The organism is Streptomyces sp. NPDC059037, from assembly GCF_042740015.1.
Lineage (GTDB): Bacteria > Actinomycetota > Actinomycetes > Streptomycetales > Streptomycetaceae > Streptomyces.
Genome location: NZ_JBHYIG010000300.1, coordinates 2,345 through 11,800 on the forward strand (window position 1 = coordinate 2,345; position 9,456 = coordinate 11,800).

The 9,456-nt window shown below is 71.5% G+C and carries 13 protein-coding genes; 8 read left to right on the forward strand and 5 right to left on the reverse strand.

Annotated features, from left to right (window positions below):
• Positions 1 to 103: 103 nt before the first annotated feature.
• Positions 104 to 418, reverse strand: a complete 315-nt coding sequence (locus ACFWY6_RS38565; protein WP_384700578.1) for an HGxxPAAW family protein — start codon at positions 416 to 418, stop codon at positions 104 to 106.
• A 121-nt stretch (positions 419 to 539) separates the two neighbouring features.
• Between ACFWY6_RS38565 and ACFWY6_RS38570 the strand changes: the two genes are divergently transcribed.
• Positions 540 to 1,013: a MarR family winged helix-turn-helix transcriptional regulator gene (locus ACFWY6_RS38570; protein ID WP_384700580.1), complete on the forward strand. Its 474-nt coding sequence runs from the start codon at positions 540 to 542 to the stop codon at positions 1,011 to 1,013.
• Here the strand turns inward: ACFWY6_RS38570 and ACFWY6_RS38575 are convergent.
• Together ACFWY6_RS38575 and ACFWY6_RS38580 are read right to left on the reverse strand one after the other, a co-directional pair.
• Positions 986 to 2,362: a DUF1254 domain-containing protein gene (locus tag ACFWY6_RS38575; protein WP_384700582.1), complete on the reverse strand. Its 1,377-nt coding sequence runs from the start codon at positions 2,360 to 2,362 to the stop codon at positions 986 to 988. The two genes, ACFWY6_RS38570 and ACFWY6_RS38575, sit on opposite strands and share 28 nt — an antisense overlap.
• Positions 2,359 to 2,607 carry a type B 50S ribosomal protein L31 gene (locus tag ACFWY6_RS38580; protein WP_266870737.1) on the reverse strand — a complete coding sequence of 83 codons (249 nt, stop codon included), beginning with the start codon at positions 2,605 to 2,607 and terminating at the stop codon, positions 2,359 to 2,361. Before ACFWY6_RS38580 ends, ACFWY6_RS38575 begins: the two co-directional genes overlap by 4 nt.
• Positions 2,608 to 2,730: 123 nt before the next feature.
• On the opposite strand from ACFWY6_RS38580, the gene ACFWY6_RS38585 reads away from it, so the two are divergent.
• Positions 2,731 to 3,330 carry a class I SAM-dependent methyltransferase family protein gene (locus tag ACFWY6_RS38585; protein WP_384700584.1) on the forward strand — a complete coding sequence of 200 codons (600 nt, stop codon included), beginning with the start codon at positions 2,731 to 2,733 and terminating at the stop codon, positions 3,328 to 3,330.
• On the opposite strand, the gene ACFWY6_RS38590 is transcribed toward ACFWY6_RS38585, so the two are convergent.
• The gene (locus tag ACFWY6_RS38590) at positions 3,230 to 4,273 is read right to left on the reverse strand and encodes a Ku protein (protein ID WP_384700586.1); all 1,044 of its coding nucleotides are present in this window, start codon (positions 4,271 to 4,273) and stop codon (positions 3,230 to 3,232) included. The genes ACFWY6_RS38585 and ACFWY6_RS38590 overlap by 101 nt on opposite strands.
• Positions 4,274 to 4,353: 80 nt before the next feature.
• Here ACFWY6_RS38590 and ligD point away from each other — a divergent pair, with 80 nt between their 5' ends.
• From ligD to ACFWY6_RS38605, 3 genes are all read left to right on the forward strand, one after another.
• Positions 4,354 to 5,250, forward strand: coding sequence for a non-homologous end-joining DNA ligase (ligD, locus tag ACFWY6_RS38595; RefSeq protein ID WP_384700588.1), 897 nt, complete (start codon positions 4,354 to 4,356; stop codon positions 5,248 to 5,250).
• Positions 5,247 to 6,128, forward strand: coding sequence for an RNA ligase family protein (locus ACFWY6_RS38600; protein WP_384700590.1), 882 nt, complete (start codon positions 5,247 to 5,249; stop codon positions 6,126 to 6,128). The genes ligD and ACFWY6_RS38600 overlap by 4 nt, the downstream gene beginning before the upstream one ends.
• A gap of 116 nt (positions 6,129 to 6,244) precedes the next feature.
• Positions 6,245 to 6,673: a DUF4440 domain-containing protein gene (locus tag ACFWY6_RS38605; RefSeq protein ID WP_266870732.1), complete on the forward strand. Its 429-nt coding sequence runs from the start codon at positions 6,245 to 6,247 to the stop codon at positions 6,671 to 6,673.
• A 4-nt stretch (positions 6,674 to 6,677) separates the two neighbouring features.
• Here ACFWY6_RS38605 and ACFWY6_RS38610 read toward each other — a convergent pair whose 3' ends face one another.
• Positions 6,678 to 7,481 (reverse strand): nuclease-related domain-containing protein, encoded by an 804-nt coding sequence (locus ACFWY6_RS38610; RefSeq protein WP_384700592.1) that lies wholly within the window; start codon positions 7,479 to 7,481, stop codon positions 6,678 to 6,680.
• Positions 7,482 to 7,641: 160 nt separating this feature from the next.
• On the opposite strand from ACFWY6_RS38610, the gene ACFWY6_RS38615 reads away from it, so the two are divergent.
• The 3 genes from ACFWY6_RS38615 to ACFWY6_RS38625 are packed head-to-tail and all read left to right on the forward strand — an operon-like array spanning position 7,642 to position 9,421.
• Complete coding sequence (locus tag ACFWY6_RS38615; RefSeq protein WP_384700594.1) at positions 7,642 to 8,292, forward strand: class F sortase; 651 nt, start codon at positions 7,642 to 7,644, stop codon at positions 8,290 to 8,292.
• A 23-nt stretch (positions 8,293 to 8,315) separates the two neighbouring features.
• Positions 8,316 to 9,092, forward strand: a complete 777-nt coding sequence (locus ACFWY6_RS38620; RefSeq protein ID WP_384700595.1) for a hypothetical protein — start codon at positions 8,316 to 8,318, stop codon at positions 9,090 to 9,092.
• Positions 9,089 to 9,421: a hypothetical protein gene (locus ACFWY6_RS38625; RefSeq protein ID WP_384700597.1), complete on the forward strand. Its 333-nt coding sequence runs from the start codon at positions 9,089 to 9,091 to the stop codon at positions 9,419 to 9,421. Before ACFWY6_RS38620 ends, ACFWY6_RS38625 begins: the two co-directional genes overlap by 4 nt.
• The last annotated feature ends 35 nt before the right edge of the window (positions 9,422 to 9,456 follow it).

Sequence of the window (9,456 nt, forward strand, 5' to 3'; positions counted from 1 at the left end):
GCGCGGGCGCCGCCCGGCGGGGGGGCGGGGGGGCGGGGGGCGGGCCGGGGGGGGGGGGCCCCCCCCCGCGCGCCGGGCGCGCCCCACCCCGGGGTTCGCCGCTCTAGGAAACGGCCCCCGCACGCGCCCCGCGCCGCCCGGCCAACCGGCAGCCGACGCAGTTGTCGTGTCCCTCGCGCGCGGCGTGGTCCCTCGTCCGGAAGGTGCGGCGGCCTGCGGGACGTGGACCCGACGGCTTGCCCCAGCCCGCCAGGTGCAGCGCCCACGTGACGAGCAGGGCCACCACCATGATGCCGAGCCCAAGCCAGATCCCCGGCTCCCAGCCGGTTACACCCATGCCGGCGACCAGGGCCCCGACCGTGCCGATCGTGCAGCCGACCCAACCGGCGATGGTGTGGCCGTCGTCGTGCGTGCTCACGTGCCTGCCTCCTCGCGCCGCCGGTGCCCCCCTGCCACGGCGTGCCGTGGTCGAGCCACCGGCGCAAGACCTACAATGCCTTAGCAAGTGAGGAATTTATCTTACGCGCTAAGGGGTTTCAATGGAGGGCAAGCGGCGCCCCGCAGCCTCCGTCCAGGACGTGCTCGGCGCGATGGACGACCTCGTCACGACGAGCGTCGTCGGCCAGCAGGAGTTCGCCCGCAACCTGGGCCTGAGCGTCACGGACCTCGCCTGCTTCTCGTACATCCTGCAGGCCGGGGACTCCCCGGTGACGGCGGGCGATCTGGCCGGGCGCGCGCATGTGACGACGGGCGCGGTGACCGGCATCATCAACCGCCTTGAACGCGGCGGGTTCGTCACCCGGCAGCCGGACCCCGCCGACCGGCGCCGGGTGCGCGTCACCGCCCTGCCGGCCGCGGCCGAGCGGGTGCGGGGCGTCTACGGCCCGTACTACTCACTCCTCGAGGAACTCTTCGCGGACTACACACCGGAGGAGATCGCCGTGCTCTCCGACTGGTGCAAGCGCGCGAGCGCACTCGCTCGCACCTACGTCGACGACTCCTGCGAGCCCTGACCGCCCGCACCCTCCCGATCACGGCGCACCGGCGGCAGTTGATACGTCCCGTCGAAGACCGCGGCGCGCGGCGTGTACATCCGCACCACAGGACGGAAGCGCCCTTCGGGCGTGGGCAGCCAGTTGGCGGCCGTCTTGTCGTCGGCGGGCCGCCCGGCCTGCAGGCGCAGCGTGAGCGAGCCGTCGTCGCCGTACGCGAGACCCGGGGTGCGATCGCCGATCGAGTACCGGTCGACGGGGTTGTCGACCAGGTAGTAGTCCGGCAGGTCGTACATCGTGACCGACCAGAACGCGTCGACGGGCGGCGGCTTCTCGAACCGCAGCGTGTAGGAGCGCGACCCGTCGAGCGGCTCGCCGTCCTCGTCGTTCCACGTCATCGCGTACGCCGCTTCGTACCCGTGATTGCCCCAGAGCCCGGCACGGGCGGCCGCGGCACGCATGGCATGCCCCAACTCCCGGTCCCTGCACACCCATTGGGGATCCTTGAGCGTGCCGACCTCGAAGTGATCGGCGTTGTAGTCGAAGGCGTGATACGCCAGCTTCCACCCGTTCTGCTCGGGACTCTCGCCCTGGGTCGTGGCCTGCTCGACCTGCTCCTTGCCCGCGGCGAACCCCGCGCGCAGCGCCTCGGCCAGCTCGGGCGCGGCCTGCCCGTACGGGCTCTGCGGGTCGAGCAGCCCCAGCGGTGCGAACCGCTGCTGGTACGCCACCTCGGGCGCCGCGGGCGGAAAGGCCGCCATCCGCGCCCGCAGCTTCTCGAAGAACAGCAGCTCCGGCTCGCCGTCCGGGGTGTACGCGTGCGTCGGCAGACCCACGGGCTCACCGGACGCCGTCCAGTACGGCTCAAGGAGCGTCTCCGCCTGAAGCTCCCGCACCGCCGCCACGTCGTCGGGCCCCGAGCAGGCCCACCGCCCGACGATCGTCGCCACCATGGTCGGCACGGAGATCTGGGTGGCACCCGCGGGCACCAGCTCCTCCCACCCCGGCGGCGTGAGCAGAAAACTCGCCGCCCCGGTGCCGGTCGCACGACGCCCCACGTACGCGAAGTTGTTGGTCCAGGCGTCCACGAACTGCAGGACGTAGTAGCGCCCCCCGGTGTCCGGCACGGTGAGCAGCAGCGGCCCGCCCGACAGATCGATCTGCGCCATGGAGTACAGCGTGTCGTTGTTGACGCTCACGAAGGTGTCACGGGGCCCGGCGAGCGCGCCCGCATGGCTGAACTCGTTGAACGGGGCGGGCGCCACCGAGCCCATGCCCTTGCGGGTGAAGCGATCGACTTCGTCGAGGCCGAGCACCATCGGGGAGCCGTACACATAAGCCTCGGCCGCCAGCGCCCGCAGCTCGGTCATGCCCCGTCCCCGAAGCGCCGCTCGAACTTCGCCACCTGGCCCTCGGAGTCCACAGCACGGGCCCGGCCCGTGTAGAAGGGGTGGCTCTCCGCCGAGATCTCCACCTCCACCAGCGGATACGTCTCCCCGTCGTCCCACTCGATCGTCTGGTCACTCGACGCGGTGGAGCGGGTCAGGAAGGCGTACCCCGCCGAACGATCACGGAAGACGACGGGCCGGTATCCGGTCTGCTTGTCCTGGGTCATTCCTCCAGAGTTCCCGCCGTACGGCTTCCCGGCGACCCTGAAGACGCCAGCCGGGGTACTCAGAGGCGTTCCGAGTAACCCGACGGATATCCGCCGCGACCCCTGCCACCGACGCTGTCGGACATGGCATCACCACCGAACCGACTCAAGTGGTCAGTGATCCGCGCCCTGTTGAGCACGGTGGGCAGGACCTCCAAGGGGATCCGCACCGGCTACCGGCACGGCTTCGACAGCGGCACGATGCTGGACTGCGTATACGTGAACCAGGCCCGTGACCTGCTGCAGGATGTCCTGCGCCAGGAGATCGCGCGGCGCCCCGGCCGCGAGGTGTTCATCCAGGACCTGATCGCCCCGTACCCGCCAGGCCGGGTCCGCGTCCTCTGCCGGGACCTGGCGGGCCCGGGCCTGTGGCACCTGCACGACCGCATGAAGAGACGGCCCGGAACCCGGCATCGAGACGCGAGGGGACGTGTCGGTATGTCCGCACGGAGCACGGCACGCAGCACTCGCGAGCCGAAGCAGCGAGACGCTCGGACCGAGATGGCGAGTACGGACATACCGGCGCGGCCCCGCCCCACAACCGAAGCCCCCCGCACACGGCGCCCACTGCACCGCACGGCCACTAAGCCGAGGCCCGCTTCTTGGGAACAGCCTTCTTCGCCGCGGCCTTCGTCGCGGACGTCGACTTCTTCGCCGTCGACTTCTTGGCAGTGGACTTCGTAGCGGTCGACTTCGTGGCGGTCGACTTCGTAGGGGTCGTCTTCTTGGCCGTCTTCTTCGCCGCCGAGACAGACTTCTTCCCGCCCACCTGCTTCGGCGCGGCCGGAGCCCGCTTCCGGCGCGAGGACAGCGGCGTGACCTCGGCCTCCTTCTCCTTCTCCTCCTCGCCCCGCGCACTCCGCGCCGCCCGCACACTGCTCTCCAGCGCGGCCATCAGGTCGATGACCTTGCCGCCACCGGCAGCGGCAGCGGCCGGCTCCGCCGGGGTCTTGCCCTCCGCCTTGGAGGCGATGAGTTCCTCCACCGCCGCGCGGTAGTCGTCATGGAGGGACGACATCTCGACCTCGCCGAGCGTGTCCATCAGGGCGTCCGCCAGATCCAGTTCCGCGTCACGGATCTTGACCTCGGTCTCGGGCGCGACCCCCTCGGGGGCACGGATCTCGTCCGGCCACAGCAGCCCGTGCATCGCGATGACGTCGTCCACCACCCGCAGCATCCCGAGCCGCTCCCGCCCCCGCAGCGCGTACTTGGCGATCGCCACCTTCTGGCTGCGCTTCAGCGCCTCCCGCAGCAGCGTGTACGGCTTGGCGGCGGGCACCCCGTTCGCCGACAGGTAGTACGCCGCGTCCATCTGCAACGGATCGATCCGGTCACCCGGCACGAAGGCCACGATCTCGATCGTCTTGGCGGTCGGAATGGGCAAGGAGGCCAGATCCGCATCCGTGATCGGGATCATCGACCCGTCCGCCTCCTCGTAGGCCTTGCCGATCTCGGCGGACGTCACCTCCTTCTCCTCCAGCTCGCACACCTTGCGGTAGCGAATCCGGCCCCCGTCCTCCAGATGGATCTGCCGGAAGGAGACCGAGTGGCTCTCGGTGGCGTTCACGAGCTTGATCGGGATGCTGACAAGACCGAAGGAGATCGCACCGTTCCATATGGATCGCACGTCAGGCGCCTCTCAGTGGAGGAGTACTTCCGAGGAGTACTTTCGGGGTGGTTTGTTCCGATTCATGCGACTCTCATGGTATGACGCCGATCACCGAGGTGGAGGGGCGGCGGCTGGCCCTCAGCAATCTGGAGAAGGTGCTGTACCCGGCCACGGGCTTCACCAAGGGCGAGATGCTGCACTACTACGCCAGCACGGCGGGCTCCCTCCTCGCCCACCTCTACAACCGCCCGGTCTCCTTCCTCCGCTTCCCGGACGGCCCGGACGGCCAGCGCTTCTTCGCCAAGAACGTGCCGCCGGGCACCCCGTCCTGGGTACGCACCGCCGACGTCCCGCGCTCGGACGGCAACGCCCGGCAGATCGTCGTCAACGACCTCGCCACCCTCATCTGGGCCGCCAACCTCGTCACGGAGTTCCACACCCCGCAGTGGCAGGCGGACGCCCCCGCCGTCGCCGACCGCCTCGTCCTCGACCTGGACCCCGGCGCCCCCGCCACCGTCGTCGAGTGCTGCCGGGCGGGCCTCTGGCTGCGGGACCGGCTCCGGGCCGACGGCCTGTACGTGTACGCGAAGACCTCCGGATCCAAGGGCCTGCACCTGCTCTGCCCGCTGGAGCCGACGCCGTCCGAGGACGTCACCGCGTACGCGAAGGGACTCGCGAAGGACGCCGAGCGCGCGCTGCCCGCCCTCGTCGTCCACCGGATGGCCAGGAACCTGCGCCCCGGCAAGGTCTTCGTCGACTTCAGCCAGAACGCCGCGGCGAAGACGACCGCCACCCCCTACACCCTGCGCGCCCGCCCCGAGCCGACCGTCTCCACCCCGGTGACCTGGGAGGAAGTGGAGCAGTGCGGCGCCCCGGAGCAGCTCGTCTTCCAGGCGGCGGACATCGCGCCCCGTCTCCAGCGGTACGGGGATCTGCTCGGCCCGCTGATCAACGCGAACCGCGCCCGGCCGCTCCCCCGATCGGGTTCCTCATGATCACCCTTCCGGTGCGGGTCGCCCTCGCCGAGTCCGTCACCTCGCTGCCCGACGGCGCAGGCTGGGCCTTCGAGCCCAAGTTCGACGGGCATCGGCTCGTCGTGATCGCCGAGCGCCGCCGGGTGATGCTGCAGGCCCGGTCGGGCCGGCTGGTCACCACCGCGTTCCCCGACCTCGCCGAGGCCGCGCGCCGGCTGCCCGCGGGGACCGTGCTCGACGGCGAGGTCGTCGTCTGGGTCGAGGAGGGCATCGACTTCGGGGCCGTGCAGCAGCGCGCCAACGCCACACGCGCGCGTGCCGCCCTGCTGGCGCGCGAACTCCCCGCTTCGTACGCCGCCTTCGACCTGCTCGCCGAGGACGGCGACGACTGCCGCGCCCTGCCGTACGAGGAGCGGCGCGCACGCCTCGTACGCATCCTCGGACCGCTCGGCCCGCCCCTGCAGCCCGTGCCGATGACGACCGACCGCGAGCTCGCCCTGACCTGGTACGAGACCCTGACCGCGACCGGCGTCGAAGGCCTGGTGATCAAGCGGCTCGACGGGGCCTACCGGGGAGCCACGCGCGCGTGGCTGAAGCTGCGGCACAGCGACACCCGGGACGCGGCCGTCATCGGCTTCACCGGGAGCCCGGCCCGGCCGCACGCGCTGGTGCTCGTGCTGCCGGGGGACGGCACGCCCGTGGTGTCGTCGCCGCTGACTCCCGCGCTGCAGACGGCCGCCGCGGCCGCGCTGCCCGAGGCGAAGGGCGAGGGGACGGCGACCGCCATCGGGATCGGCGATGTCACCTATGCCGCGCTGCCGTCCGACCCGCCCGTCACGGTGGAGGTCAGACAGAACACGACCCGGCACGCGACGGCGGTGGTGGTCCGCTTCCGCTGACGGGCACGGAGACCGACTTCTGGGAAGTGACCCACACCACAGCTAATCAAGTTTGACTAATGGCCGGATCGAGCATACCTTCCTCCGTAAGTAGTCAAGCTTGATTAGGAGACCGCGTGACCTTCCTGCCCGAGACCGGATACGTCCCGACCGACGAGGACCGCGCGAGCCTGGCCGCCTGGTTCGCCGAGTACGACGCCCACAGCGCCAAGCGCGACGTGGAGCGCATGGCCGATCTGGCCGTCTTCCCGCTCAACCTGGTCAGCGACGACTCCGCGGGCGACGGGCGCTCCGCGCAGTGGGACCGGGAACAGTTCGTCGCGACCATGACGCACGTGATGGGCGACGGGAGCGAGGACATCACCTTCGAGTCCACGCGCACGCCCGTCTTCCTCTCCCCCGCCATGGCCGTGGTCTTCACCGACTCGGTCATGACCGCGAACGGCGAGACGCAGCAGCTGCGGTACGCCGACATCCTGGTGAAGCGGGGCGGCGCCTGGGCCTTCCAGACCATGATCCAGGGCGGCTGGGGGGACAACCTGTGAGGAGTTAGAGCCGCAGCCAGGTGTGGCGGTCGCGTGCCATCGCGTGCAGCGCCGCCACATCGGCCGGTTTCAGGACGCCGCCGGTGCCCGCGAGCGAGGAGATCTCCTCGTCGCGCACGATCCGCACCCCGCGCGGCGGCTCGGCCATGGCGAGGTCCGCCGCCCCGGAGAGGGCGAGCACCGGGCGGATCTCGGCGGTCAGCGCGAAGGACGCCCGGTCCGCGTCGGCGCGCAGCTCCCGCAGCAGCGGCTGCGGTGCCGAGCGGCCGACCGCGACCATCGGGTCGGCGATCCGCACCCGCTGCTTGCGGGCCGCGAGCGTACGGATGCCGAAGAGGCCGCCGGGGCCGATCACCAGATGGTGGATGCGGGCACCGCCGGGCAGCGGGACCGAGTGCAGGGTGTGCCAGCCCGCGGCTTCGAGCCCGTCGAGCACCTCGCCGACCGCCTGCTCCGCCGCGAGCGCGCGGCGCCGCGGGTCGGCGCGCAGCCTGCGGGCGGGCGCCGGGTCGCGGTCCAGAGCGATCAGGAGTGCCTCGCCGGGCCGGTTCGGTGCGAGGTCGTCGTCCGGGTGGAGCGCGAGCCCGGCCAGTTCGGACGGGGTCGGCACGGGTGGCGGGCCGACCGAATAGCCGCCGGTCAGGAACGGGGCGAGGACCTGCAGGACATCATCCCTGCGGTCCTCGCTCAGCAGGTTCACCCGGGCCGATTCCCTGTCGTACCAGGCCACGTGTGCGCCGTCCGCGAGGCAGACGTACAGCCTTTCCTGGCCGTGGCGCCAGGCCGGTATGACGCGCAGTCCTGTCATGCCATCACCCCTTGACCATGGGACCAGCCGGGGCGCGCCTTGGGCAATACGCAGACCGTCGCCCCGCGTACCTATGGGTCGTCGTTACACAGCCGCCGAATTGCTGCAATAGCGGACATTTAACCTCGCAGGAGTCCCCCACGCACCGTAGGAGCCTGAAGTGAGCACCCCCACCGAAGCAGCCACCGAAGAAGCCACCGCCAAGCGCCGCCCCACCGCCCGCATCGTCGCCGCCGCCGCGCTGACCGGCGCGCTCGGCGTCGGTCTGATCGCCTGCGGGCAGGGATCCGGCTCCCCCGCGCCCGACGTGAAGGTGAACAACGCCGCGGCCGCTCCCGCCGCGCGGCCCCAGGCGCCGCTGGAGAAGTCGCGGCCTACGGGGCTGCGGATACCGGCCGCCGGCGTCGACGCGACGTCGATGCTCGACCTGGGTGTGGGTGCGGACGGAGCGCTCGACGTGCCGCCCGTCGACAAGGCGGACGAGCCCGGCTGGTGGACCGGCGGTGTCACCCCCGGCGAGAAGGGGGCGGCCGTCCTCGTCGCGCACTACGACACGGCACGGGGCCCCGCGCTGATGAAGGATGTGGCGAAGGTCAGAATGGGGGACGAGATCGAGGTGCCGCGGGCCGACGGCAGCACCGCGACATTCAAGGTGCGGGAGATCCAGCAGGTGGACAAAGAGAACTTCCCCACCCATAAGGTGTACGGGGCGACCGACCGGCCCGAGCTGCGCCTGCTGACCTGCGGCGGACCGATCGAGAATGGTCACCGCACCGACAACATCATCCTCTACGCCGATCTCGTGGCGTAGCCCATCACGCAGGCAGGAGCGCAGTGAACCGGAGCCGTCTCGCGCTCGTCGCCGCCCTCAGCCTGTCCGCGGTTCTGCTGGCCGGCGGCTGCGGCGACCCCGGCGACCTGCGCAGCGCGGGCCCGACGCCCACCGCCGACGGCCCCATCCACCTGTGGCCGAACCTGCCGCCCCCGTCGGCGCCCGCCGAGGACTACGGCGTCATAGAGAGCCTGCCGGTCAAGGGCGTCGACGTACCGGGCGGAGATCTGCACAAGGTCGACCCGGTCACCGTCGCCCGGATCGACTTCGACAAGAACCCGGGTCTGTACAGCCGCTCCGACGGCACCTACAAGGAGACCCTCGCCAAGCTCCGGACCTGCGGCCACGACACCCGCGACTGCCCCGTGCTCAAGGCGTACTACCGCGATCTCACCGGCGACGGGAAGGACGACCTGATCGTCGGCATCCGGCTGGTCGAGGGGCACGACGAGAATCTGAACATCCGCGCCTACGCCCTGGAGAAGCGGCAGTTGACCCAGATCATGGAGACGGGCGACGCGGTGCTCGGCGTCGAGCTGGCCGGCCATGACGTGATCGTCCGCGCCGTCTCCAGCCAGCCGGGGTACGAGTACCGCACCGTCTGGTCCTGGGACTCCCACCAGAAGACGATGCTGCCGACCAGCGACGAGATCGTACGGTCCACGGACGCCCCGTCGCCGAAGCCCTCCGAGAAGCCGACGCAGAGGCCGACGCAGAAGCCGGCGGAGAGTCCCACCGAGAAGCCCAGCCCCACGCCGTCCCCGAGCGACTCCGCATGAGCCACGCACAGCCGCGCGGGCCGCGGCTCCCCGCCTGGACGGCGACCCTCACCTGGAAGGCCGCGCTCTTCATCGCGGTCATGTGCTGTGCGCTCGCCGCGCTGCTCGGCGCGCTCGTCCATGTCTCGGTGACCAACCAGACCGTCGGCCAGGCCCGCGAGCGCGCCCTCGACCGCCTCGAGGACGTCACCGAGGCGTACGAGGCGGGCGACCGGCTCGGGCCAGGGGCGGGCGTCGACCCGGCCCGGCGTGCCCCGCCGGGGGGGGAGGGGGCGGTGGGGGGGGGGGGGGGGCCGCATGGGGGGCCGCCGCTCACGCGGCCGCGCTAGTTGGGGGGGGGGGGGCCCGAGGCGGGCGCGGGCGT

Excerpts from the sequence above, each read along its gene's own strand:
- ACFWY6_RS38570 (WP_384700580.1), top strand. The coding sequence starts at position 540 with ATGGAGGGCAAGCGGCGCCCCGCAGCCTCCGTCCAGGACGTGCTCGGC.
- ACFWY6_RS38575 (WP_384700582.1), bottom strand. The coding sequence starts at position 2,362 with ATGACCGAGCTGCGGGCGCTGGCGGCCGAGGCTTATGTGTACGGCTCC.
- ACFWY6_RS38580 (WP_266870737.1), bottom strand. The coding sequence starts at position 2,607 with ATGACCCAGGACAAGCAGACCGGATACCGGCCCGTCGTCTTCCGTGAT.
- ACFWY6_RS38585 (WP_384700584.1), top strand. The coding sequence starts at position 2,731 with ATGGCATCACCACCGAACCGACTCAAGTGGTCAGTGATCCGCGCCCTG.
- ligD (WP_384700588.1), top strand. The coding sequence starts at position 4,354 with ATGACGCCGATCACCGAGGTGGAGGGGCGGCGGCTGGCCCTCAGCAAT.
- ACFWY6_RS38600 (WP_384700590.1), top strand. The coding sequence starts at position 5,247 with ATGATCACCCTTCCGGTGCGGGTCGCCCTCGCCGAGTCCGTCACCTCG.
- ACFWY6_RS38610 (WP_384700592.1), bottom strand. The coding sequence starts at position 7,481 with ATGACAGGACTGCGCGTCATACCGGCCTGGCGCCACGGCCAGGAAAGG.
- ACFWY6_RS38625 (WP_384700597.1), top strand. The coding sequence starts at position 9,089 with ATGAGCCACGCACAGCCGCGCGGGCCGCGGCTCCCCGCCTGGACGGCG.